Consider the following 23,705-nt stretch of genomic DNA (forward strand, 5'->3'; position numbering starts at 1 on the left):
GTCGGGCTCGTCGACGCCGACCTCCTGGACGTTGGTGCCGGTCTCGCTGCTGGTCTGCTCGGTCACGGCGTCGCGCGGTGCGGCGGGCTCGACGGCCGAACCGGCGGCCGAGTCCTCCATGACTCCGCCCGCGTTCTCGGCGTACGCCACGTAGGGCGGGCCGCCCCAGCCCCACGGCGTCACCCGCTCGACCCCGCGCTCGACGTAGGACTCCAGCAGCGCGTCGCAGCCCCCCGGCGCGGTGAGGTCGGCGTTGGCCAGGCGGATCGGCGGCTCGACCGGCTGCCCGGGGCCCGGGCCGTAGGTCACGGCGGTCGGGCTGCCGGCGACGGCCATCCCCGCGAGGAAGGAGGCGGCGAGGGCGGTCACGGCTCCTGCGGCGAGCCCGGAGCGGCGGAGGATGGCGGGTGCGGTCATGGGCATGGGACGCCGGTGGCCGGCGCGGCGTTCCCTGCAACGATGGGCAGATGCCGAACCGTGACCTCGACATCGTCCTGCTCGGAGCCACCGGCTTCACCGGCGGCCTCACCGCCGACTACCTCGCCCGCCACGCCCCCGACGGGCTGCGCTGGGCGATCGCCGGGCGCAATCGCGACAAGCTCGAGGCGGTCCGGGCGCGGCTGGCCGCCATCGACCCCGCGCTCGGCGACCTCGAGCTCGTCGTCGCCGACGCCGCGGACCGCGCCTCCCTCGACGCGCTCGCCGCGCGGACGACGGTCGTGGCCACCACCGTCGGCCCCTACCTGTCCTACGGCGAGCCGCTGGTCGCGGCGTGCGCGGCCGCGGGCACGGCCTACGTCGACCTCACCGGCGAGCCCGAGTTCGTCGACCGGATGTATGCCGCCCACCACGCGGTCGCCGAGCGGACCGGCGCCCGGATCGTGCACGCCTGCGGCTTCGACTCGATCCCCCACGACCTCGGCGCCTACTACACCGTCCAGCAGCTGCCCGCCGACGAGCCGATCACGATGCGCGGCGTCGTCCGCGCCGGCGGCATGGTCTCGGGTGGCACCTTCCACTCCGCGCTCACCGCGATGTCGCGCCCCAAGCAGATGAAGGAGGCCTCCGCCGCGCGGCGCCGGCTCGAGCAGCGGCCCGCCGGCCGGTCCTCCCGCGCGGTCGGGGCGAAGCCGCGGCGCGACCCGGTCCTCGGCTACTGGCTGCTGCCGCTGCCGACGATCGACCCGGTCATCGTCGCCCGCAGCGGCGCCGCGCTGCCGGCGTACGGCCCCCGCTTCCGCTACTCCCACTTCGCCGGGACCAAGACGCTGCGCTACGCCGCGGGCGGGGCGCTGGCCGTCGCCGGGCTCGGGCTCGCCGCGCAGGTCCCCCCGCTGCGCTCCTTCCTCGGCAGCCGGATCGAGCCTGGCCAGGGTCCCGACGAGTCCCGGCGCGCGTCGTCGTGGTTCCGGGTCGACTTCGTCGGTGAGGCCGGCGGCGTCCAGGTGCACACCCGGGTCTCCGGGGGAGACCCCGGCTATGGCGAGACGGCGAAGATGCTGGCCGAGTCGGCCCTGTGCCTGGCGCTCGACGTCAACCCCGACGTCGCCGGCCAGCTGACTCCCGCCCAGGCGATGGGCGACCGCCTGCTCGAGCGCCTCGAGGCCGCCGGAATTCGGTTCGAGTCCGACCCGAACTGATTTCTTCCGATTCTTCCGACATTGGGAGTGGACGGCCCCTTGTGTGGTCCAGACCGCCGCGCCACACTGGCCACGCCGGCTGATTCGCCCCGCCTCGTGCGGGGCAGCCGTGGGAGCTGGGGGGACTCGGGGAACGGACGTCGGGCTACGTCCGACCCGGGACCATGACATCCGGAAAGCCCGCGGTGAGCCGCGCGGCGGTGGGCCCAAGTCGGGGGGCTGGGGCCCACCGCTCCCTCTCTTCCGGCTCCGGCGGGGTCCCGTGCGAGGATGTGCGACCGCAGGCCCCAGTAGCTCAGCGGATAGAGCAGCCGCCTCCTAAGCGAAAGGTCGCAGGTTCGACTCCTGCCTGGGGCACCGACGCCTGTGGGCTGCTCCAGAGCAGCCGACTCTGCCGAACGCGAAAGGTCGCAGGTTCGACTCCTGCCTGGGGCACCTCACTCCCGCGCGCCGCCAGTTTGTGTCGTGCACCGTCTCGGGCGATATTGGAGGCTTAATCTCGGACTCACGTCCCCGCCGCCCTTTCCCGAGGAAGCCCATGAGTGATCCTGTCGTGCCCGCTGAGGGCGCCGGTGGCGACGCCGCCTCCTCGGGGGGCGGGCCGGGCGAGGGTCCCAAGCGCAAGGGCAAGGCCGCCAAGAAGCACACCGTCGGCAAGGTGCTGCTCGCGGCGGTGCTGACGCTCTCGATCGTCACCGGGCTCGGTGTCGTCTTCTTCTACCGCCACCTCAACGGCAACCTCAACGTCATCGCGACCAGCGAGCTGCTCGGCGACGACCGGCCCGACAAGGTGAAGCCGGAGGGGCCCCAGGAGCCGCTCAACGTCCTCGTGATGGGGTCCGACACCCGCGACTGCGACGGCTGCGCCCTCGACAACGAGACCGGCGGCAACGCCTCGGACACCACGATCCTCATGCACCTCTCGGCCGACCGCGAGCGCGCCTACGGCATCAGCATCCCGCGCGACTCCCTCGTCGACCGGCCCGCCTGCGAGACCGAGAGCGGCGAGGACACGGCGCCGGAGTCGGACGCGATGTGGAACGCGGCCTTCTCGGTCGGCGGCCCCACCTGCACCGCCACCCAGTTCGAGGCGCTGACCGGGGTCTACGTCGACCACCTCGTCGTGGTGAACTTCGCCGGATTCGAGGACATGGTCGACGCCGTCGGCGGCGTCCCGGTGTGCATCCCCGAGGACATCGTCGACCCCGACCACGGCATCAACATCCCGGCCGGCAACCGGGAGATCAGCGGCCGCGAGGCGCTCAACTACGTGCGCGCCCGCTACACCCTCGGCGACGGCTCCGACATCAGCCGGATCAAGCGCCAGCAGGCCTTCATCGCGGCGATGGCCGCGAAGGTCATCTCCGCCGACACCCTGGCCCGGGTCGACCGGCTGCTGAAGTTCCTCAACGCCGCGACCAAGTCGCTGAGCGTCGACGAGGGCCTCGACAGCCTGGTCAAGATCGCCAAGGTCGGCGTCACCTTCAACGGCATCGGCCTCGACAACATCCAGTTCCTGACGGTGCCGAACGGCTACTACCCCTCCGACAGCGAGAACGCGGGCCGTGTGTTCTGGGAGGACTCGGCGACGAAGCTCTGGAAGCAGATCGAGGCCGACGAGCCGCTGTCGAAGAAGTTCACCGGCGACGCGATCAGCGCCGGCAAGCTGCCGGGGGCGAAGAAGCCGAAGACGCCCGAGCAGATCGCCCGGGCGCAGGAGCGCGCGGCGCAGGACGGTCTCTGCGCATGAGCGAGCAGCGTCCGTCGAGCAGCGCCGAGTCCGCTGCGGAGCGGCGTCGTCGGCTCGACGCGATCTTCGGCGACACGCTCCCCGACACCACCGCCGACGAGCGCGACCCAGCGGAGGGACGCGACGACGGTGGCCGGGGCGACGCCTGGCTCCGCGCGCAGGTGCCGCCGCACCACGGGTCGTAGGTCAGACGGGTCGCGTCAGACCGAGCGCTGCGCCTTCAGCAGGTCGCGGATCTCCTCGAGCAGGGCGATGTCCGCGGGCGTGCCGGGCTCCTCCTCGGCCTTGGGGAAGAAGCGGTCGCGCGCCCGGGTGTAGGGCATCACGATCAGGAAGTAGACGACCGCGGCCATGATCAGGAACGACACGAGAGCCGTGAGCCACGCGCCCACCGAGACCCCACCGGGCGCGTAGGACGAGAAGTCCGGCGTGCCGCCGGCCTTGCCGAGCAGGTCCATGATGAGCGTGACGGTCGCCGTCACCACGGCAGCGAAGGCGGTCGCCATGATGAAGGCCACGGCCAGCTCGACCAGGTTGCCCTTCATGATGAAGTTCTTGAAGCCGGTCATGTCTCTCCTCCTCGCTCCCGAGCGGGAGCCCCCATGCGACAGGTTGTCTTGCGCACAAACTAGCGTGAGAACGCATAGCTGAGGTACCACCGGGCGGCGGCCTCGGACACCGGCTCGATGGTGAGCGGCGGCACCCCCAGCACCACCAGGGCGCCCGGGGCGGCCGACACCTGCTCCGGCTGCGGAGGGGGTACGGCGAGGACCAGCGCGCCGGGCGCCACGACCCGGCTGCCGCCCGCCTGGGGATCGGTGGCGACCAGGTCGATCCGGTCGCCCGGGTCGAGCAGCGCGGCCTGGCCCGCGTCGGGCAGGCGCACCGGCAGCGTGGCGAGGTCGGGGTGGGCGTCGGCGAGGTCGTCGCCGACGAGCCGGACGTCGGTGAGCGGCTCGCCGGCACGGACCGGCGCGGCGAGGACCTCCCCGACAGCGACGGAGGCGTCGGCTGCCCCGTGGGGCGCGGCCTCGGGCGGCAGCGCCCGGGTCTCGAGGTCCGCGGCGCGCAGCAGGGTGCCGGCGGGCAGGTCACGGACCACGGTCGTCACCGCGACGGTCGGCGGGGGAGGCCCGGCGACCTCGTGGACGCCCGCGGCCGCGGCCACGCCGAGACAGCCGGCGGCGAGCAGCCGACGCCGGGCGAGCACGCGGCGGCGTACGGAACGACGGAGGCGGTGCCAGCGGGTCCCGGCAGCGGGGTCAGCGATCACCCGACGACCGTAGGAGCAGTCGCACCGTCGCGGGCGCGCTCTCCACAGGGGTCAGTCGGAGGAGCTGCTCGAGGAGCTGGCGGAGGTGCTGCTGGACGTGCTGGCGGTCGCCTTCTCCGACGAGGAGGAGGACGAGGCCGAGGACTTCTCGCTGCCGCTCGACGAGCCCGACGACTCGCTGGTGGTGGTCTTGCCGCGGCTGTCGTTGCGGTAGAAGCCGGACCCCTTGAAGACGACGCCGACGGCGTTGAAGACCTTGCGCAGTCGGCCCTGGCACTCCGGGCACTCGGTCAGCGCGTCGTCGCTGAAGCTCTGGAACTGCTCGAAGGCGTGGCCGCACTCGGTGCAGGCGTACTGGTAGGTCGGCACGGTGTCCCCGGGGGTCTGAACTGGCTCTGAGGTGGATCTGCGACTGGCTGGCACTCCTGCCGGTCGACTGCCAATGGTACGGCACAATGGCAACGCGATGACCCAGGCCACGAACCAGCCCCCCGCCACCCCTGACGGCTCCGAGACGGCCGAGCAGTCCCGCTGGCAGTCGGCCCGCGAGATCTTCGGTCTGCTGCCACGGCCGATGCGGGTCACGGCCTACGTCGCGGTCGGCCTGGTCGTCCTCCTGGTCGTCGTCGCGCTCGCCGTCCTGGCCGTCGCGCGCCAACCACTGCCGCAGACCAGCGGCGAGCTCGACGTCCCCGGCCTCACGAGCAAGGTCACGGTCGTGCGCGACGAGCAGGGCATCCCGCAGCTCTACGGCGACAGCCTCGCGGACCTGATGCGCGCGCAGGGCTTCGTCCACGCCCAGGAGCGGTTCTGGGAGATGGACGTGCGCCGCCACGTCACCGCCGGCCGGCTCTCCGAGCTCTTCGGGGACGCGACCGTGGAGACCGACCGGTTCATCCGCACGCTCGGCTGGCGCGAGGTGGCCGAGCGCGAGGTGCCGCTGCTCTCGCCCGAGACCCGCAACGCCTTCGAGGCCTACGCCGACGGGGTCAACGCCTACGTCGAGGAGCGGTCGCCCTCCGACCTCGGGGTCGAGTACTCCGTGCTGCGGGCGACCGGCCTCGACTACCGGCCCGAACCCTGGACGACGGTCGACTCGCTCGCGTGGTTCAAGGCGATGGCGTGGGACCTGCGCGGGAACATGACCGACGAGGTCGACCGCGTCCTGGCCCTGTCGCAGAACACGCCTGCCCAGGTGCGCCGGCTCTACCCCGACTACGACGGCCAGCGGTTCGCGCCGATCGTCGAGGGCGGCGGCGTGGTCGACGGCGTCTTCGACCAGGACGCCACGGGCACCCGGATGCCGCGCCGCGCCGCGCCGGCGTACGCCGCCGACGACCGCGCGGTCGCCAGCCTCGAACGGTTGCGCGACGGTCTCGCGGCGCTGCCCGAGCTGATGGGGCGCGGCGACGGGATCGGCTCGAACAGCTGGGTCGTCGACGGCGCCCACTCCTCGACCGGCCAGCCGCTGCTGGCCAACGACCCCCACCTCTCGACTTCGGTGCCGGGGATCTGGACCCAGATGGGGCTCCACTGCACCGAGGTCGGTGACGACTGCCCCCTCGACGTCGCCGGGTTCACCTTCTCCGGCGTGCCGGGCGTGATCATCGGCCACAACGCCGACGTCGCCTGGGGCTTCACCAACCTCGGCCCCGACGTCAGCGACCTCTACCTCGAGCGGGTCCGCGACGACGAGTTCTACTACGACGGCCGGTGGCGGCCGCTGCGCCAGCGCACCGAGCGGATCGAGGTCCGGGGCGGCGACGACGTCGTCTTCCGGGTCCGCTCGACCGGCCACGGACCTCTGCTCTCCGACGTCTCCGACGAGTTCCGGGAGGTCGGGAGCGTCGCCGACCCCGACAACGACGACGCCTACGCGGCGGCCTACGGCGTCTCGCTGGCGTGGACCGCGCTCGACCCGAGCCCGACCGCCGACGCGATCCTCGCGCTCGACGCGGCGGGCGGCTGGGACGAGTTCCGCGAGGCCGCGGCGATGTTCGACGTCCCCGCCCAGAACCTCGTCTACGCCGATCGCGAGGGCCACATCGGCTACCAGGCACCCGGCCGGATCCCGGTGCGCCAGCCCGGCAACGACGGCTGGCTGCCCGGTGAGGGCTGGCGACCCGGCGACGACTGGTCGGGGCAGTTCGTGCCCTTCGAGTCGCTCCCGACGCTGCTCGACCCGGAGGAGGGGTTCGTGGTGACGGCCAACCAGGCCGTCGTCGACGACCCCGACTACCCCTACGAGCTCGGCCGCGACTGGGACCCCGGCTACCGCTCCCAGCGGATCCGCCAGCGGCTCGAGCAGGCGGGCGAGCTGTCGATCGCCGAGATGGGCGACATCCAGCTCGACACCCGCAACCCGCTCGCTCCCACGCTGGTGCCGCTGCTGCTCGAGCAGCAGCTCGGCGACAGCTACTGGGCCGACGGCCAGGAGCTGCTGCGCGACTGGGACTTCACCCAGCCGCCCGAGAGCGGCGCGGCCGCCTACTTCAACGTCGTGTGGCGCAACCTGCTCCAGCTCACGTTCCACGACGACCTGCCCGAGGCCGCGTGGCCCCAGGGCGGGGGCCGCTGGATGCTGGTGGTCGAGGACCTGCTCCGTGACCCGGACAACCCCTTCTGGGACGACCGGACCACCGAGGACGAGGTCGAGCGGCGCGACGACGTGATCCGCAGCGCGATGCTGCAGGCGCGCGAGGAGCTGACCCGGATCGAGGCCAGCGACAGCGACGACTGGGACTGGGGCCACCTCCACCAGCTCGACCTGGTCCACCAGACGCTCGGCACCTCGGGGGTCACCCCGATCGAGTGGCTGCTCAACCGCGGCGACTGGAAGGCCGGCGGCGGCGGGGCGATCGTCAACGCCACCTCGTGGGACGCGCGCACCGGCTACACCGTCACGGCCGCACCGTCGATGCGGATGGTCGTCAGCGTCGAGGACTGGGACGACTCCCGGTGGATCAACCTCACCGGGGTCTCCGGCCACCCGGCCTCCGACCACTACACCGACCAGACGGAGCTGTGGGTCGAGGGCCGGACCCTGCCGTGGGTCTTCAGCCGCGACGCCGTCGAGGCTGCCGGCGAGGACGTCCTCACCCTCCTCCCGGCCCCCGACGAAGGCTGACCACCCCGGACGACGGGGTGACCGCGTGGGTCACGGGTCGGTCGTGGGGCTCGGCGGGGACCTCGTGGCCGAGCTCCCCGTCGTGGAGCAGCACGACCGTCGGGGTCCCGGAAGGCACCCGGGCCAGCGCCCGGTCGTAGCAGCCGCCGCCACGCCCCAGCCGCCTCCCGTCGTACGCCGCCGCGAGCCCGGGCAGCAGCAGGACGTCGGCCCCGGCGACGGCGTCCGGGCCCAGGCGGGTGCCGGTGGGCTCCAGCAGCCCCATCGTCGCGGGCTCGAGCGCGCCGTCGGCCAGCGCCCAGTCGAGGTCGAGGTCGGGGAGCACGACCGGCAGCAGGATCCGCTTGCCGGCAGCCGCGAGCCGGTCCAGGAGAACCGAGGTCCCGGGCTCGCGCCCGACCGAGACGTAGGCGGTCACGGTCGCCGCACGGCGTACGGCCGGATCGGCCAGCAGGTGGTCGGCGAGGGCCTCCGCCGCGGTCACGAGCTCGGGCAGCGGGATCCGGCGACGGGCCGCCAGCAGCTGGTCGCGCAGAGCCGTCTTGGCGGGCAGTTGCCTCGGGTCCACCCGACCAGCCTACGATCGAGGCATGGGTAGCCCAGGCTTGCAGCGCGCGCGCCAGAAGATGGCCGCGGCCGGCGTCGACGAGGTCGCGATCGAGACCTTCGCCCACTACTACCGGCTCCTCGAGCACGGGGAGACCGGCATGGTCCCGGAGGCGTCGATCGAGCCGCTCGACATGCCCCGGCTCGCCGACGTCGAGGTCTCCGACGAGGCCGCGGCGGCCGCGATCGCGAAGACCGTCGTCATCAAGCTCAACGGCGGCCTCGGGACGTCGATGGGCATGGACCGCGCGAAGTCGCTGCTCTGCGTGCGCAAGGGCCTGTCGTTCCTCGACATCATCGCCCGGCAGGTCCTCCACCTCCGCGAGGAGTACGACGCCACGCTGCCGCTGATCTTCATGAACTCCTTCCGCACCAGCGCCGACTCGATGGCGGCGCTGGCGCGCTACGACGACCTCGCCGTCGAGGGCCTGCCGCTGGAGTTCCTGCAGAACAAGGAGCCCAAGCTGCTGGCCACCGACCTGTCGCCGGTGTCGTGGCCGAGCGACCCCGACCTCGAGTGGTGCCCGCCCGGCCACGGCGACATCTACACCGCACTGCGTGGCACGGGACTCCTCGACGACCTGATCGAGGGGGGCTACCGCTACGTGTTCGTGTCCAACTCGGACAACCTCGGCGCGACCGCCGACGCGCGGGTGGCCGGCTGGTTCGCCGAGTCCGGTGCGCCGTTCGCGATCGAGGCGGTCCAGCGGACCGCGTCGGACCGCAAGGGCGGCCACTTCGCCCGCCGGAAGATGGACGGCCGGATCGTGCTGCGCGAGACCGCGCAGACCCTGCCCCAGGACCAGGCGGCGCTCGCCGACCTCAGTCGCCACCGTTACTGCTCGACCAACAACCTGTGGTTCGACCTCCACGCGATGAAGGAGGCGCTCGACCTGCGGGCCGGCATCCTCGGGCTGCCGCTGATCCGCAACGTCAAGAACGTCGACCCGGGGGACAAGACGACGCCGGAGGTGATCCAGGTCGAGACCGCCATGGGCGCCGCGATCGAGGTCTTCGAGGGCGCCCAGACGATCGAGGTCGGTCGCGACCGCTTCGTCCCCGTGAAGACCACCAACGACCTGCTGGTCCTGCGCAGCGACGTCTACGCGCTCGGCGGCGACTTCGTCCTCGACCAGTCGACGGAGGAGGTGCCGTTCATCGAGCTCGACGGCGACCACTACAAGCTCGTCGGTGAGTTCGACAAGCGCTTCCCCGAGGGCGCCCCCTCGCTGAAGGAGGCGACGAGCCTGACGATCCACGGCGACTGGACGTTCGGCCGCGGCGTGCGGGTCGAGGGCGAGGTCGAGCTGAGCGCGAGGAGCGCCCAGCGCGTCGAGTCCGGCACCGTCCTCTCGGGCGGGCCGGCGGATGGCTGAACCGATCTCGGTCGACGAGCACCTCGAGCGGGTGCTCGCGGCGGTCGAGCCGCTGCCGGCGTACCCCCAGCCCCTCATGGAGACCCTCGGCCTCGCGGCCGCCGAGGACGTCGTCTCCTCGATCCCGCTGCCGCCCTTCGACAACTCGGCGATGGACGGCTACGCCGTACGCCACGCCGACGTCGTGACCGCCAGCGAGGACAGCCCGGTCCACCTGCCGGTGGTCGGCGAGATCGGCGCCGGGCGCGCCGGCCTGCTGGCGCTCTCGCCCGGGACGGCCGCCAAGATCATGACCGGCGCCCCGGTCCCGGCCGGCGCCGACGCGGTCGTGCCCTACGAGTGGACCGACCGCGGCGTCGCCCAGGTCCGCATCTCGCAGGCACCCGAGCCGGGCCAGCACGTGCGTCCCACCGGTGACGACGTCAGCGCCGGCGACCTGCTCGTCCAGGAGGGCACGGTCCTCGGACCGCGCCACCTCGGCCTGCTCGCCAGCGTCGGCCGGTCGACCGTCGTGTCGCGACCCCGGCCACGGGTCGTGATCCTGTCGACCGGCTCGGAGCTGCGCGAGCCCGGGACCGACCTCGGCCCCGACTCCATCTACGACGGCAACTCGTGGCTGCTCGCCGCCGCGGCCCGTCAGGCCGGCGCGATCGCCTACCGCGTCGGCATCGTGCCCGACGAGCCTCGCGCCTTCCTCGACGCGCTGGGCGACCAGCTGGTCCGCGCCGACCTCGTCGTGACCAGCGGCGGCGTGTCGCAGGGCGACTTCGACGTCGTCAAGGAGGCGCTCAGCCCGACGGGCACGGTGTGGTTCGGGCCGGTCGCGATGCAGCCCGGCAAGCCGCAGGGCTTCGGCACCGTCGGCGACGACGAGGTCCCGATCTTCACGCTCCCCGGCAACCCGGTGTCGTCCTACATCTCCTTCGAGATGTTCGTGCTCCCGGCGCTGCGCAAGCTCATGGGCAAGGCGCCCTGGTCCCGTCCGACGCAACGGGCCAGGCTCACCCACGGGGTGTCGTCGCCGCGGGGCCGTCGCCAGTTCCTGCGCGGCTCCTTCGAGCGCGGGCGCGGCGGGCCGACCGTCTCGCCGGTGGGGGGACCCGGCTCCCACCTGGTCGGCGGGCTGGCCGAGTCCAACGCGCTGGTCGTCGTCGCCGAGGACACGACACGGCTGGAGGCCGGGGAGATGGTGCAGGTCCTGGCGCTGGACGAGGAGTTCTGATGGGCGACCCGGACCAGCCACGCCTGACCCACGTCGACGAGTCGGGTGCCGCCCGGATGGTCGACGTGTCCGCCAAGGACGTCACGTCCCGCGAGGCGGTCGCCACCGGCAGGGTGCTGGTCTCCGAGCAGGTGCTGGCTCTGCTCCGCGGCGAGGGCGTGCCCAAGGGTGACGCGCTCGGCGTCGCCCGGGTCGCCGGGATCATGGGCGCCAAGCTGACCCCCACCCTGATCCCGCTCTGCCACCCGCTCGCGATCTCCGGGGTGACCGTCGACCTCGCGCTGACCGACGACGCGGTGGCCGTCACCGCGACCGTCCGCACCACCGACCGCACCGGCGTCGAGATGGAGGCGCTCACCGCCGTCTCCGTCGCCGCGCTGACCGTCGTCGACATGGTCAAGGCGGTCGACAAGGCCGCCGTCATCACCGACGTCCGGGTCGAGTCCAAGACCGGCGGCAAGTCAGGCGACTGGAGCCGCCCATGAGCACCCCAGTCGAATGCTCGCTTCGCTCCGCTTCGCCCGGGGACCCCGCATGACCGGCCTCCGCGCCGAGGTCGTGGTGGCCTCCAACCGGGCGGCCGCGGGGGTCTACGACGACACGACCGGGCCGCTGATCGTGGAGTTCCTCCAGGGCCTCGGGTTCGTCGTCGACCGGCCGACGGTGGTGCCGGACGGCGACGCCGTCGGGGCAGCGCTCCGCGAGGCGGTCGAGGGCGGAGCACGCGTGGTCCTGACGACCGGCGGCACCGGGCTGACGCCCACCGACCAGACCCCGGAGCAGACCCGGGCCGTCCTCGACCGCGAGGTGCCCGGTATCGCCGAGGCGATCCGCAACGCCGGTGTCGCGAAGGGCATCCCCACCGCCGCGCTCAGCCGGGGCGTCGCGGGGGTCGCCGGCGACTGCCTCGTCGTCAACCTGCCGGGGTCGCGCGGCGGGGTGAAGGACGGGCTGTCCGTCCTCGAGCCGCTGCTGGTCCACGCGGTGGAGCAAGTCGTGGGGAGTGATCATTGAGCCTCGGCTGGCCGGCCACGCTCCGGTCGGGTGACGTCACGCTCCGGCCGCTGGCCCGGTCGGACAAGAGCGCCTGGCGCGACGCGCGTCGCCGCAACGCCGACTGGCTGCGGCCCTGGGACGCCACGCCGCCGCCCGGCACCGACCCCCGCCCCGCGTCGTACGGCGCGCTCGTGCGGCGCCTCCACCGGATGGCGCGCGAGGGCACGACCTTTCCCTTCGCGGTCGACGTCGACGGCCACTTCGCGGGCCAGCTGACCGTCAACAACATCGTGCGGGGCTCGGCACAGTTCTGCTCGATGGGCTACTGGCTCGACCAGCGCTACGCCGGGCGCGGGGTGATGCCGCTCGCCGTCGCGCTGGCGACCGACCACTGCTTCCGGGCCGCCGGCCTCCACCGCGTCGAGATCTGCATCCGGCCCGAGAACACCAACTCGCTGCGGGTCGTGGAGAAGCTCGGCATGCGCGAGGTCGGCCTGGCGCCGGGGTTCCTCCACATCGACGGCGCGTGGCGCGACCACCGGATCTTCGCGGTGACGGTGGAGGAGTGCCCGGAGGGCATGCTGGCGCGATTGCACCACCAGTCACACGAGTGATTTCGCGACACACCCACCACGCTGCCGGGTGTGCCCGTGCCCCGCTCTTACGCTCAGGCTCGTGGACGACCTCTCTGCCCTGATCTTCGTGGCCCTTGCGGTGGCGTGGGCCGTCTACCTCATCCCCAAGGCGCTCCAGCACCACGAGGACGCCCAGCGCAGCCGCTCCGTCGACCGCTTCTCCCACACCATGCGGGTGCTCGCCCGTCGTGAGCCCGTCAGCCGCCGCAACGCCCGCCTCGTCGTGGGCCCCGGGCGGCAGCCCTCGGCGCCGACCGTCACCACCAAGCACACCACCCCGGTGCCTGCCGCCGAGGCCGCCCCGGCCGCCCCGGCGCCGTTCACCCGGGAGGCCGCCAACCGTGCGGCGCGTCGCCGCCGCCGTGTCCTCGGCACCATCCTGCTCGGGCTGCTCTCGACCGTCGGCGTCGCCGCCTTCGGAGTCATCAGCTGGGCCTGGACGGCGATCCCCGCCACGCTGCTGGTCGCCTGGCTGGTCGCCTGCCGCGTGATGGTCCGCGGCGAGGAGCTGCGCCGGATGGACGTCTGGCTCCACCAGGCCGCCACCGGCGAGGTCCCGGTCATCAAGGCCGAGCTGCCCGCCCTCGACGGCGACGACGCGCTCGAGGACACCATGTCCCACCAGTTCTCCGGGGCCGCCAGCGACCCGAACCTGTGGGACCCGATGCCGGTGACGCTGCCGACCTACGTCTCCAAGCCGGCTGCCGAGCGCACCGTCCGCACCATCGACCTCGACTCCACCGGCGTGTGGACCTCCGGCCGTACCGAGGTCGACGCCGCCCTCGCCCGGCAGGCCGAGGACGACGACCGTGCGCGGCGCGCCCAGGCCGCCGCCGAGCAGCAGCGTCGCGCCACCGGCTCCTGACGTCTAGCGTGGGGCGCGTGCCCACGTTCTCCGAGTCCCGCACCTATCCGGTCGCCCTCGACGAGGCCTTCGCCCGGGTCCTGGCCTGGCCGCTGCCCGAGCTCTTCGACCGCCGCTACCTCGCGATCCCGCCGATCCGCGAGGTGCGCGAGGCCCCGGACACCTGGGACGCAGTCGGCCAGTCGCGACGGGTCGTGCTCACCGACGGCGGCACGATGCTCGAGACGCTGACGCGGGTCGACCCGCCCGCGGCGTTCGGCTACACCATCACCGAGCTGACCGGCCCGCTGTCGCCGATCGCCTCCACCGTCGACGGCCTGTGGGCGTTCGAGGCCGCCGGGACGGGCTGCCGCATCAGCTGGTCGTGGGACGTCACCCCCAACGGGACCCTCGGTGACCTGGCGATGCCGGTCTTCGGAAGGCTCTGGACGGGCTATGCCCGGCAGTCGCTCGCGCGGCTCGAGGAGCTGCTGGTCCCCTGATTTCGGGCGGTCCCGACCCGGGTGCTACCGTCTGTCCTCGCCCGGGGCTGTGGCGCAGTTGGTAGCGCGTCTCGTTCGCAATGAGAAGGTCAGGGGTTCGAATCCCCTCAGCTCCACAACAGGGTAAACCGCCCGCCACCTGCTTAGATAGGAGGCGGGCGGTTTCGCGTTCGGAGGGCCGCGCGGGGCCGGTGACAGCCAAACTGACAGCCAACTGCACCCGGATCGGTACTCCCACGTGCGCAGACGGCTCCGCGACAGCCGTCGGCGGCGTGCGCCGTGCATCGCGGAGGCGCGTCGAACGTCGCCCGGACGCTCGCGCTCGGCCACCGGGTGCTCGATCAGGCGGTTGACGCGCTGACAGATCCGGGATCAGTACGAACGGGTGCAGACGGGTTGGAGGGCGGGCTACGGTCCTGTGCCATGGCAGATGCGACTAGTCGGTTGGCGACCGTTGCTCAGGGCACGACACAGCCGCGCAGTACGAGCGACACGAGAAGTTGGACCGATGGACCTTGCCCGCACTGCGGGGCCCAGCAGCTGCTGGTCGTCGCGGCAGTCGTGGACGGGAACTACGTATCGCAACCGCACCACACGAAGTGGACGAGATGTCCTGCATGCTTGGGGGGAAGCCTGAAGCTGGACGGTGCCATGGTGCCGCGCCGGAAGCCCCTGCGAGAACCCTTGGGGTTGCCCACTGAAGACGCTGCGATCTGGGACGAGGCTCGGACGTGCCTGGGTGTTGGAGCTAGCGCCGCCGCGGTGATGCTGTGCCGCAAGCTTCTGTCCCACATCGCTGTGTCGAACGGGCTGCCCGCGAAAGACAAGAACGACCGAGCGCCAACCTTCATGGCTGCGGTGGACCACCTCGAGGCTGAAGGCATATTCACCAAGCGCATGCGCCCCTGGGTGGACCGGATCAAGGATGTCGGCAACGAAGCAAACCATGAGCTTCAGCCGGTCGCCGCCGCCGATGCGTTGGACGTGGCCACGTTTACCGAGCAGCTGCTCGTGCTCGCATACGAGCTCGACGCGCTCCAGGCCGCACCGGAGCGGGCTGTCGAGTCGCAGTGACGTGGTCATGCATCCTCCTCATGTGAGCGCGGCCTAGCGGATGCCCACGATTCGCGCACGAGGTGGCGCACGCGGAGCGGGGTCCCGTGCCGCGGCACCTCCAGGCGCGTGAGGAGCGGCGGGTGGACGACCTGGTCGCCCGGCGGCTGATCCGTTTCGAGGCGCTGGTCGACGCCATGCTCTGGGCCGGGAACGACGACCACCAGCTCGCCAACGAGCTCTGGGTCGACGTCGCCACCGTGCGGGCTCGGCTCGCGGGCCTGTCCTCCATCGAGACCGCTGAGCTCAACCGACGGCTCGACGAGGAGGAAGTGTGGATCGCGTGACGGTCAGTGGAACGTCTCGGGGCCGCCCCCGACCACCGTGTTGTACTCCTTGATGAGCGCGCCGACTCCCGCAATGTCTTCCCGATGCGCGGCCCAGAACGCTGGGAAGAACCAGTCGTCGTAGAGGGCCGTGATCAGATCGTCGTACTCCTGCAGCGGCTCGCGGATATCGAACTGCTCTGGCTGATCGCGCAGGTAGGCCTTTGCTCCTGCGCTCCACCCGTCCCACTCAAGAAGGTGGTCTCGCGACAGCAGCATCCGTAGCACCGGCTCCTCCGGATCTCGGTCAAGGAGCTGGAGATGCACCTCCTGCACGAAGCGCGGGAAGCGGTAGTGGATCACGTAGTTGCGAAACCGCGCCATGAACGCCGCGCAGCTGCTCTCTCGGACGGGGCCGAGGCGCCGCTCGTACTCAGCGACGAAGGCTGGTCGCTCGACCCTCCTAACCACGGCGCGGGTGTGGTCGACCAAGGTTCGAACCGACGCGATGTAGTTGTGGAAGGCGGTCGCGAAGACCTGCTGGTAGGCCTCGCGGACTGTCGGCTCCCGGGTGTTCTGGAACAACTCGCCGACCAGGTCGGGGCTGTGGTCCGGTGCGTTGAGAACGTCGGCCAGCTGCTCGAAGTTCGCCCTCTGGATGAGCCGGATCCGCTCGATGGAACGAAGAGTGCCCTCGGCCGCCTTCCCCGGATGACGCTGAACTGCATCCTGCAGCTCTCGCACGCGACGGGCCCACGTAGATCCACGGTCGCCATCGTCTTCCGCGCCCCCGCTCATGCTGACGATGATGGCAGGGCGACGAGGTCGGCGTTGATCCGCTCGAGCGCGAGGAGCGCTTGGTCGGTGCGGACGTGCTGGTAGCCGCGGCTTGTGATGATCGAGGAGTGCCCCATCAGCTCGGTGACGACCTTCTGGTCGACGTCGCCCTCGAGCAGCCGGGTGGCGAACCCGTGGCGGGCCTCGTAGATCGACCACGGCTCGCCGTCCGGGCGCCCGACTCCGGCGGTGGCCTGCAGGGCATACCACTCGTCGCGGTCGTCGGAGGAGCGCGGCGGCCGTCCGTCGGCCGCTGGCCAGAGCAGCCCGTGGGGGCTGTCGCCGCGGACGAGGATCCACTCGCGGAGCGCGGCCTCGACGATGGGGAGCATCGGCACGACCCGGAAGCCCTTCTTCGTCTTCGGGGGAGTGAGGTGCCACGCGTCGACCAGGTGCCGGACCCGCTCGCCGTCGCGGACGACGAAGCCCTTCGACTTGTCGGCGCGGTCGACGTAGCGCAGGGCCTGCAGCTGCCACTCGATGGTGATGACCTTGCGGTCGAAGTCGAGGGCGTCGTCGGTGAGGCCGAGGACCTCGGCGGGTCGCTGGCCGTAGAGGACCTGCACGAGCCACCGGGACCAGTGGGGGAGGTGCTCGACCGCGGTGCGCATGACGGCCTCGATGTGCTCGGCGGGCATTGCGTCGCGGGTGGAGGCGGCCTGCTCGGGGGCCTTCACGAGCAGCACGCGGGCGGGCACGCGGTGGCCGTCGACCATGGCGGCCTTGAGCATCGCGGTCAGGGTGATGTGGGTGCGGCGCCTGGTCGAGCTGGACCGGCCGGCCTTCTGCTGGGCGGTGGAGACGGCGCGGACGTCGGCGGGGGTGAGGTCCTCGAGCCGCTTGTGGCCGAGCGTGGGGACGATCCACTGCTTCACCGCGGACGCGTCGGTGGACCAGGGCCCGTTGCGGACCTCGGTGCGGCGGGCGTCGAGCCAGTGCTCGGCGTACTTCTTCACCGTGGTGCGGCCGTCGGTGGTGGGGAGGCCCTCGGCCTCGACCTGGCGCTGCCGTTCCCTGAGCTTGTCGCGGCACTCGGTCTCGGTGCGGCCGTAGACGGTGAGCCGGCGGCGGGTCCCGGAGGCGGTCAGACCGGCCTCAATGGTGCCGGCCCAGCGGCCGTCGGCCCGCTTGTGCACCGATCCGGTGCCGTACTGCCGCCGCTTCTTCGGTCGAGCCATGGTGGGGTCCCCTCGTCTGACAGCCATGTTGACAGCCATGTGCGCCGTATGGGCAGACCCGGATCAGCCTACGGAGCAGGCCTGAACTGGGCGGATTCGACCCCAACTACGGTCACGACCCTATCATTCGCAATGAGAAGGTCAGGGGTTCGAATCCCCTCAGCTCCACCCCGTGCACCGAAGGCCCGCAGTCAGCGACTGCGGGCCTTCGTCGTCGCTCGGTCGGGTTGAGCTGGGCCTCGTGTCACGTCGAGCCGGGTGCGGTTCTCGCGATCCGGCCCTGCTCGATGGAGATGAGGCCCAACTCAACCCTGTTGGGGGTGTGCCGCGCGGGGGAGGGCGGCCCCTCGACAGTAGGGGGCGGGTGGGGCGTGTGGCGACGGTCGGCGAGGGACTTACCGCGTCCGGGTGAGCAAGGAGTCCTTGACACGATCCAGCGACCCCGCTCATCACGGGGGCCGATGAGCGGGGTCGCTGGGCAGGATTCAACGGCGTTCCGTGCCCGGACGTGTGTGATTCGGCCCGAGTTAGTGCGTAGGTGTCACGCGGGCGTCGTACGTCGGGCCAGGTGCAGTGCCCCGTGGGTCCCGTAGCCGACGATCCGGCCCCCGACCGGCTCGCCGTCGAAGCCGATCAGCCAGGTCTCGCCCTCGTGGTCGACGAGGGTGGGCCACGGGATGTTGGAGGGGTACGGCGCCGCGAGGTCGTCGAGGGCGACCAGCCCGTCGTGCGCCACCTCCCACACGGGGTAGCGGCGGCCGACCCCGTCGCTGGCCAGCAGCAGCCACCGGCCGTCGCGACGCACCAGCGTCGATCCCTCGGTCTCCTTCAGCGACGGGGCGGCGCCGACCAGGGCGAGGTCCTCGAGCGACGGCCCGGCGGCGACCACCGGGTGGAAGCGGAAGAACTTCCGCGCACTGACGTAGGCCGCGAGCCAGCCGTCGTCGGTCCGGACGAGCTGGGGGTCCCACACCCCGACCGAGGTCAGGCCCGTGGTCGGCAGCGCGAGCGGCCGGGTGTCGAGCAGGTGGCGGCCGGACAGCAGGTCGGCGCCGGTCTCCGCGACCGTCGCCGCGACGGTCGCGTCCTTGTGGTGGAGCTCGAAGTCACCCCAGGTGCTGGTCGCGAAGAGCCACCGGTCGCCGCCGTCGTCGCCGTCACGGAGCAGGTGGGCGGCGTGGTCGCCGTAGGCGCCGGCCTGGTCGGGCCGGCGGAAGAAGACGTCGCTGAGGTGGGTCAGCTCCGCCCGGCCCGGGTCGAGCGACCAGACCGAGCTGTGGGCGGTGTCGAAGAAGCCCGGTCCGGCGCACGTCGCGGACAGGAGCAGAACGCCGTCCCGGGTCAGCGGTGAGCCGTCGGCGCGGGTCACCAGCCGGACGTCGCGCAGCCCGAGCTGGCCGAAGCCGCGCAGGTCGCCACCCTCGGCGCGGACGCCGGCGAGCCAGGCCTCGTCGTGGGTGTCGAGCCGGTCGCGGAGGTCGACGAACCCGCGCGCCACCCACGTGCCGGCCTCGCGGGCGAGCACCGCCAGCCGGGTCCCGGTCAGGGTCAGCGCGACCCGCTCGACGTCGGCCTCCGCGCGCCCGGAGCGGCGACTGCGGTGATCGGTCGTCTGCGGTCCGGTGGTCACCGTCAGCGAGAACCCGCCGGCGGCGTACGTGACGGCGAGGCGGTCCTCCCCGCTGACCAGCGCCAGCTCCACGGACGGTGCCGCGGCCACCTCGATCGCGAGGTAGGGCGCCAGTGCCGCGTCGAGCACGCCCGGTCGTGCGACCTCGACCGGACGCAGCGTGGTGACGTGCTCGAAGGAGGACCGGGCGGGGGAGCTCACGGGGCAAGCATGCCCGTGACCAGCCTCTTGACCGGGCGCGGCCCCGCGGGTGAGGTTGGCGCCATGCAGCGCCCACGACACGAGACCGTGGCGACCGTCCTGGTCGACCCGGCGGCGCTGCTCGCTCTCGAGTTGGAGCTGGTCGGGCTCGACCTGTGGCTGTGGCCGGTCGCCACCGCCCCCAACGCCGTCGACGGCCCGCGGCAGGCCTTCCAGCTCCGCCGCCGGCTCGTCGAGGCCCAGCGCGGGGGCTGGGACGCGGCCGCCGAGTGGGTGGTCTGCTGGATCTCCTTCGGCGACACCTGGCGCGAGGGCGCCGAGCCGGTGTCGTGGCAGGCCCGCCGCACGCTCTACGCCGCGCTCGACGCCCACGCGGACCACGTCCGCTACCGGCGAGGGCTCGGCGGCGTCGCGCCGCTGGCCGCCCCGCACGAGCGCACCGCCTGAGGGAAGCGCCAGGGGACGCCTCTACCCTTCGGGCCATGGACGCCCCGATCGAGCCCGGCCTGACGACCCTCATCGCCCGGGCCCCGAGGTGGCAGCGCGTCCAGCGGTGGCCCGCGCTGCTGCTGCTCGTGGCGGGTGTGTGGTCCCTCGTGTTCGGGTTCGAGCCGGTCTCGTTGCTCTTCATCGCGGTCGGCTTCTGGGGTACCGCCGAGTTCTGGCGCGGGCTGCGCGTGACCGGGGACACCGTCGTCGCGCAGGGCCGGATGGTGCGCCGGCAGGTCCCGCTCGCCGACGTCCTGCAGGTCGGCCAGACCCCCGGCCGCACCCTGTGGCTGCAGGCGAAGGGCCGGCGCACGCTCGTGCTGCGGATGGCCGAGGTCCGCGTCGACGAGGAGGGCGGCCTGGTCGAGATCCAGCAGCGGTTGCGTGACCTCGCGGCCGCCGCCGGGGCCACCCTCGACGAGCCGCTCGAGGAGCGGGTCGCCGCCCCGCGCCCGCGCACACCCCTCTTCGGGATCTAGATCCAGCGGGTGAACCAGATCCGGTCCGCCCACTCGGCGTGGGTGAGGAGCTGGTTGGTCCAGATCGGCCAGAACCACGCGAAGTTCACCAGCACCAGCACGAACCACGCGCCCGCCACGACGACCCCCGCCGTACGCCGCGGGGACGGGGTGCGGTCGTCGCCGATCAGCACGCCCATCACCAGGGTGGTCGCGAGGACGAGGAACGGCACGCACATGATCGCGTAGAAGAGGAAGATCGGCCGGTCGTCGTTGGCCAGCCACGGCAGCCAGGTGACGAGCGTGCCGACGACCGGGACGCCGAACCGCCAGTCGCGGCGCCCCACCCACAGCACCGCAGAGGCGATGAGGGCCAGGCAGCCGCCCCACCACAGGACCGGGGTGCCGAGCAGCAGCACCTGCCGCAGGCAGTCGGATCCCTCGGGCGCGTCGCAGCCCTGCGTGCCGGGCTGGATGTCGGTGTCGGCGGAGACGCCGACCGGTCGGTTGAGCAGCAACCAGCCGCTCGGCATGGACTGGTAGGTGTGGTCGGAGTCGTCGAGGAAGTGGGTGTGGAAGACGTAGACGTCGCGGTGGTAGTGCGCGAGCGACCGCAGCGACTGCCACACCTCGCCGAGGCCGTCGGCGTCCGGCTCGCTCGCGGTCGGCCACGGCTTCCCGCCGTCGTACTGGGTGTACTGCGTGTCGGACAGGTGCTGCTCGTACTGGTCGGCGTTGGCCAGCCAGCCGGCCCAGGTCGCGGTGTAGACGAGGGCGCCGACCACGACGAGGTAGCCGAAGGCGGGGATCCCGTCCAGCACGGCCGAGCGGGGCAGCGCCCAGCGGACCCCGAACGACCGCCGCGCTCCCGCGCTCCACAGCCAGGCGAGGACGCCGAAGGCCGCGAGGACGTAGAGGGCGGTCCACTTGCTGCCGATCGCCAGCCCGAACATGACGCCGCCGGTCAGCAGCCAGGGGCGCCACAGCAGCCGCGGCCCGCCGCCGCGGCCCACGCCGTCGGGGACCCGCTCCGCGAGCCGGGCCCGGAACCACTGCCGGTCGGCGACGACGCAGTGGACCGCGCAGAGCGTGAAGAGCGCGACGAAGATGTCGAGCAGGGCCAGCCGCGACAGGACGAAGTGCAGGCCGTCGAAGGAGAGCAGCAGCCCGGCGACGACGCCGAGCATCGTCGAGCCGGTGATCCGGCGCGCGAGCCGGACCATCACCAGGACCATCAGCGCTCCAGCCACGACCGAGGCGACCCGCCAGCCGGTCGGGTCGAGGCCGAAGAGCTTCTCCCCGAGCCCGATCAGCCACTTGCCGACGTCGGGGTGGACCGCCATCGACGGCTCGTCCTGCCAGAACCCCCGGGTGTCGCCCTGCAGGATCAGCTTGTCGGCGTCCTCGACGTACTTCAGGACGTAGCCGTGGTTGACCAGAGACCACGCGTCCTTGGCGTAGTAGGTCTCGTCGAAGGCGAGCTCGTCCGGGCGCCCGAGGTGCCACAGCCGCATCCCCAGCGCCAGCAGCGCCACCGCGACCGACGCCGCCCAGCCGACCCACGGCCGCTCGAGCTGCTGGGCCGTCGCCCGCAGCCGCGCGAGGGGTACGCCGCGACCGGCCGCCGTGCGGGAGAGTCCCGCCACGGGCCGCTCGGTCACCGGGGCGCTCATGGCAGTGGACTCTAGACGGGGGATGATCGGGTCCATGACCGGAACGCTGGTGCTGGCGGCCACCCCGATCGGCCAGGTCGGCGACGCGCCGCCGCGGCTCGTCCACGAGCTGGCGACCGCCGACGTCGTCGCCGCCGAGGACACCCGGCGGCTCAAGCGGCTCTGCGGCGACCTCGGCGTCGAGATCGGCGGCCGGGTGGTGTCCTACTTCGAGGGCAACGAGCAGGCCAGGACGCCGATGCTGGTGGAGGCGCTGCAGAACGGCGAGCGGGTCCTGCTGGTGACCGACGCCGGCATGCCCAGCGTGTCCGACCCCGGCTACCGGCTGGTCGCGGCCTGCGTCGAGGCCGACCTCCTCGTCACCGCCGTCCCCGGGCCCTCCGCCGTGCTCACCGCGCTCGCGGTGTCAGGGCTGCCGGTCGACCGGTTCTGCTTCGAGGGCTTCCTGCCGCGCAAGGCGGGGGAGCGGTCACGCCGGCTCGGCGGGCTCGCGACCGAGGAGCGCACGATGGTGTTCTTCGAGGCGCCCCACCGCACCGCGGCCGCGCTGGCCGCGATGGCCGACGCCTTCGGCGACGACCGCGCCGCGGCCGTCTGCCGCGAGCTGACCAAGACCCACGAGGAGGTACGCCGCGGCGGGCTCCGCGAGCTCGCCGAGTGGGCCGCCGACGGGGTTCGGGGCGAGGTCACCGTGGTCGTCACCGGCGCCGTGCCCGAGGCGGCACCGTCGGACCCCGACAGCCTGCGCGCCGCCGTCGCCGGGCGGGAGGCGGCCGGTGAGCGCCGCAAGGACGCCATCGCCGCCGTCGCCAAGGCCGCCGGCGTCCCGAAGCGCGAGGTCTACGACCTGGTCCACCGACCGGTCCACCCCGACCCTTCCTAGGCTGGCCCCATGACCGAGGGACCCACGAGGAGCCGCGCGGCGACGGAGGAGAAGTCGGGCACGAGACGCGACCGCGAGCGGCCGCCGGCGCCCGAGCCGCTGCCCCGCCCGGTCGTCGACAACCACTGCCACCTCGACATCGCCGACGGCGACTGGGTCTCGACCGAGGAGGCGATCGCCGCGGCCGCCGCGGTGGGGGTGCCGCGGATCGTCCAGATCGGCTGCGACCTGCCGGGCGCCCGCTGGGCGGTCGAGGCCGCGGCCACCCACGACGCCCTGGTCGCCGGCGTCGCGCTCCACCCCAACGAGGCGCCGCGGCTGGCCGCCACGGGAGGGCTGGAGGCGGCGTACGAGGAGATCGAGCGGCTGGCGCAGGCGCACCCGAAGGTGCGGGCCGTGGGGGAGACAGGTCTGGACCACTTCCGTACCGGCGAGGAGGGCCGCGCGGAGCAGGAGGAGAGCTTCCGCTGGCACATCGACCTCGCCAAGCGCCTCGACAAGACGCTGGTCATCCACGACCGCGACGCCCACGACGACGTGCTGCGGGTGATCGACAGCGAGGGGGCACCCGAACGCTGGGTGATGCACTGCTTCTCCGGGGACGCGGACGTCGCGCGGGCCTGCCTCGACCGCGGCGCCCACCTCTCCTTCGCGGGCACGGTGACCTTCAAGAACGCGGCACCGCTGCGGAATGCGCTCGTGGTCGCGCCCCGCGACCGGCTGCTCGTCGAGACCGACGCTCCTTACCTCACGCCGGTGCCCTACCGCGGCCGTCCGAACGCCTCCTACCTCGTCCCGCACACGATGCGGGCGATGGCCGAGGTCCGCGGCGACGACCTCGCGGAGCTCTGCGCGGCCGTCGACGCCAACACCGAGGCGGCCTTCGGCGGCGCCTGGTAGCGACCGCCCGCGGCCGGCTGGTGCGTGTGCACCAGGTCACGTGGTGCGTGCGGGGACTTGGCGTGACCCGACGACCTCGTTATCGTTTCGTGATTGTTGGCCGGG

General features: G+C 72.6%; 26 protein-coding genes and 2 tRNA genes. 19 read left to right on the plus strand and 9 right to left on the minus strand.

All coding sequences use genetic code 11. The features are described from left to right. Positions 1–417 (minus strand): hypothetical protein (locus ABD091_RS12960; protein ID WP_343919044.1); only part of this gene is annotated, 417 nt, incomplete at its 3' end. Between the two features lie 50 nt (positions 418–467). Here ABD091_RS12960 and ABD091_RS12965 point away from each other — a divergent pair. The 4 genes from ABD091_RS12965 (at position 468) to ABD091_RS12980 (ending at position 3,575) form a co-directional block, all read left to right on the plus strand. Next, positions 468–1,640 (plus strand): saccharopine dehydrogenase family protein, encoded by a 1,173-nt coding sequence (locus tag ABD091_RS12965; RefSeq protein WP_343919047.1) that lies wholly within the window; start codon positions 468–470, stop codon positions 1,638–1,640. A 284-nt stretch (positions 1,641–1,924) separates the two neighbouring features. Continuing rightward, positions 1,925–1,997, plus strand: a tRNA-Arg gene (locus tag ABD091_RS12970). Positions 1,998–2,178: 181 nt separating this feature from the next. After that, a complete protein-coding gene (locus ABD091_RS12975) occupies positions 2,179–3,390 on the plus strand; it encodes an LCP family protein (protein WP_343919049.1) in 1,212 nt (403 codons plus the stop codon). After that, the gene (locus tag ABD091_RS12980; RefSeq protein WP_343919051.1) at positions 3,387–3,575 is read left to right on the plus strand and encodes a hypothetical protein; all 189 of its coding nucleotides are present in this window, start codon (positions 3,387–3,389) and stop codon (positions 3,573–3,575) included. Before ABD091_RS12975 ends, ABD091_RS12980 begins: the two co-directional genes overlap by 4 nt. A 15-nt stretch (positions 3,576–3,590) precedes the next feature. On the opposite strand, the gene ABD091_RS12985 is transcribed toward ABD091_RS12980, so the two are convergent. The 3 genes from ABD091_RS12985 to ABD091_RS12995 are packed head-to-tail and all read right to left on the minus strand — an operon-like array spanning position 3,591 to position 5,032. Next, entirely contained in the window at positions 3,591–3,959 is a 369-nt protein-coding gene (locus ABD091_RS12985) for an MscL family protein (protein ID WP_343919053.1), read from the minus strand. 59 nt (positions 3,960–4,018) lie between these two features. Next, positions 4,019–4,663, minus strand: a complete 645-nt coding sequence (locus ABD091_RS12990) for an SAF domain-containing protein (protein ID WP_343919055.1) — start codon at positions 4,661–4,663, stop codon at positions 4,019–4,021. Between the two features lie 51 nt (positions 4,664–4,714). Then, the gene (locus ABD091_RS12995) at positions 4,715–5,032 is read right to left on the minus strand and encodes an FmdB family zinc ribbon protein (RefSeq protein WP_343919057.1); all 318 of its coding nucleotides are present in this window, start codon (positions 5,030–5,032) and stop codon (positions 4,715–4,717) included. Positions 5,033–5,129: 97 nt separating this feature from the next. On the opposite strand from ABD091_RS12995, the gene ABD091_RS13000 reads away from it, so the two are divergent. Continuing rightward, positions 5,130–7,790: a penicillin acylase family protein gene (locus ABD091_RS13000; protein WP_343919059.1), complete on the plus strand. Its 2,661-nt coding sequence runs from the start codon at positions 5,130–5,132 to the stop codon at positions 7,788–7,790. Here ABD091_RS13000 and ABD091_RS13005 read toward each other — a convergent pair. Further along, entirely contained in the window at positions 7,759–8,358 is a 600-nt protein-coding gene (locus tag ABD091_RS13005) for a 5-formyltetrahydrofolate cyclo-ligase (RefSeq protein ID WP_343919061.1), read from the minus strand. The genes ABD091_RS13000 and ABD091_RS13005 overlap by 32 nt on opposite strands. 22 nt (positions 8,359–8,380) lie before the next feature. Here ABD091_RS13005 and ABD091_RS13010 point away from each other — a divergent pair, with 22 nt between their 5' ends. The 10 genes from ABD091_RS13010 (at position 8,381) to ABD091_RS13055 (ending at position 15,372) form a co-directional block, all read left to right on the plus strand. Next, on the plus strand, positions 8,381–9,772 hold the full coding sequence (locus ABD091_RS13010; protein WP_343919063.1) for a UTP--glucose-1-phosphate uridylyltransferase: 1,392 nt from the start codon (positions 8,381–8,383) through the stop codon (positions 9,770–9,772). Beyond that, positions 9,765–10,994: a molybdotransferase-like divisome protein Glp gene (gene glp, locus ABD091_RS13015; RefSeq protein ID WP_343919065.1), complete on the plus strand. Its 1,230-nt coding sequence runs from the start codon at positions 9,765–9,767 to the stop codon at positions 10,992–10,994. The genes ABD091_RS13010 and glp overlap by 8 nt, the downstream gene beginning before the upstream one ends. Then, complete coding sequence (moaC, locus tag ABD091_RS13020; protein ID WP_343919067.1) at positions 10,994–11,479, plus strand: cyclic pyranopterin monophosphate synthase MoaC; 486 nt, start codon at positions 10,994–10,996, stop codon at positions 11,477–11,479. Before glp ends, moaC begins: the two co-directional genes overlap by 1 nt. Before the next feature lie 49 nt (positions 11,480–11,528). Then, positions 11,529–12,008 carry a MogA/MoaB family molybdenum cofactor biosynthesis protein gene (locus ABD091_RS13025; protein WP_343919069.1) on the plus strand — a complete coding sequence of 160 codons (480 nt, stop codon included), beginning with the start codon at positions 11,529–11,531 and terminating at the stop codon, positions 12,006–12,008. Next, positions 12,005–12,604, plus strand: coding sequence for a GNAT family N-acetyltransferase (locus ABD091_RS13030; RefSeq protein ID WP_343919071.1), 600 nt, complete (start codon positions 12,005–12,007; stop codon positions 12,602–12,604). Before ABD091_RS13025 ends, ABD091_RS13030 begins: the two co-directional genes overlap by 4 nt. 61 nt (positions 12,605–12,665) lie before the next feature. After that, the gene (gene sepX, locus ABD091_RS13035; RefSeq protein ID WP_343919073.1) at positions 12,666–13,490 is read left to right on the plus strand and encodes a divisome protein SepX/GlpR; all 825 of its coding nucleotides are present in this window, start codon (positions 12,666–12,668) and stop codon (positions 13,488–13,490) included. A 17-nt stretch (positions 13,491–13,507) separates the two neighbouring features. Then, complete coding sequence (locus ABD091_RS13040; RefSeq protein ID WP_343919075.1) at positions 13,508–13,972, plus strand: SRPBCC family protein; 465 nt, start codon at positions 13,508–13,510, stop codon at positions 13,970–13,972. 43 nt (positions 13,973–14,015) lie between these two features. After that, positions 14,016–14,088 (plus strand) — tRNA-Ala (locus ABD091_RS13045). 535 nt (positions 14,089–14,623) lie between these two features. Continuing rightward, positions 14,624–15,046, plus strand: a complete 423-nt coding sequence (locus ABD091_RS13050) for a DUF4145 domain-containing protein (RefSeq protein WP_343920944.1) — start codon at positions 14,624–14,626, stop codon at positions 15,044–15,046. Positions 15,047–15,132: 86 nt separating this feature from the next. Further along, positions 15,133–15,372, plus strand: coding sequence for a hypothetical protein (locus tag ABD091_RS13055; RefSeq protein WP_343919077.1), 240 nt, complete (start codon positions 15,133–15,135; stop codon positions 15,370–15,372). Between the two features lie 3 nt (positions 15,373–15,375). On the opposite strand, the gene ABD091_RS13060 is transcribed toward ABD091_RS13055, so the two are convergent. The 3 genes from ABD091_RS13060 to ABD091_RS13070 all read right to left on the minus strand — a co-directional run bounded on the left by ABD091_RS13060 (position 15,376) and on the right by ABD091_RS13070 (position 19,197). Next, positions 15,376–16,149, minus strand: coding sequence for a hypothetical protein (locus tag ABD091_RS13060; RefSeq protein WP_343919079.1), 774 nt, complete (start codon positions 16,147–16,149; stop codon positions 15,376–15,378). After that, entirely contained in the window at positions 16,146–17,366 is a 1,221-nt protein-coding gene (locus tag ABD091_RS13065; protein ID WP_343919081.1) for a tyrosine-type recombinase/integrase, read from the minus strand. The genes ABD091_RS13060 and ABD091_RS13065 overlap by 4 nt, the downstream gene beginning before the upstream one ends. Before the next feature lie 541 nt (positions 17,367–17,907). Further along, on the minus strand, positions 17,908–19,197 hold the full coding sequence (locus tag ABD091_RS13070; RefSeq protein ID WP_343919083.1) for a hypothetical protein: 1,290 nt from the start codon (positions 19,195–19,197) through the stop codon (positions 17,908–17,910). Between the two features lie 63 nt (positions 19,198–19,260). Here ABD091_RS13070 and ABD091_RS13075 point away from each other — a divergent pair, with 63 nt between their 5' ends. Beyond that, positions 19,261–19,644 carry a hypothetical protein gene (locus tag ABD091_RS13075; protein ID WP_343919085.1) on the plus strand — a complete coding sequence of 128 codons (384 nt, stop codon included), beginning with the start codon at positions 19,261–19,263 and terminating at the stop codon, positions 19,642–19,644. 35 nt (positions 19,645–19,679) lie between these two features. Further along, complete coding sequence (locus ABD091_RS13080) at positions 19,680–20,165, plus strand: hypothetical protein (RefSeq protein ID WP_343919087.1); 486 nt, start codon at positions 19,680–19,682, stop codon at positions 20,163–20,165. Here ABD091_RS13080 and ABD091_RS13085 read toward each other — a convergent pair. Next, on the minus strand, positions 20,162–21,817 hold the full coding sequence (locus ABD091_RS13085; RefSeq protein WP_343919089.1) for a dolichyl-phosphate-mannose--protein mannosyltransferase: 1,656 nt from the start codon (positions 21,815–21,817) through the stop codon (positions 20,162–20,164). The two genes, ABD091_RS13080 and ABD091_RS13085, sit on opposite strands and share 4 nt — an antisense overlap. Positions 21,818–21,839: 22 nt before the next feature. Between ABD091_RS13085 and rsmI the strand changes: the two genes are divergently transcribed. Both rsmI and ABD091_RS13095 read left to right on the plus strand, forming a co-directional pair. Then, on the plus strand, positions 21,840–22,700 hold the full coding sequence (gene rsmI, locus ABD091_RS13090) for a 16S rRNA (cytidine(1402)-2'-O)-methyltransferase (protein WP_425571489.1): 861 nt from the start codon (positions 21,840–21,842) through the stop codon (positions 22,698–22,700). A gap of 9 nt (positions 22,701–22,709) precedes the next feature. Further along, a complete protein-coding gene (locus ABD091_RS13095; RefSeq protein WP_343919093.1) occupies positions 22,710–23,600 on the plus strand; it encodes a TatD family hydrolase in 891 nt (296 codons plus the stop codon). Positions 23,601–23,705: the final 105 nt, after the last annotated feature.

Source organism: Nocardioides aestuarii (assembly GCF_039527245.1).
Lineage (GTDB): Bacteria > Actinomycetota > Actinomycetes > Propionibacteriales > Nocardioidaceae > Nocardioides > Nocardioides aestuarii.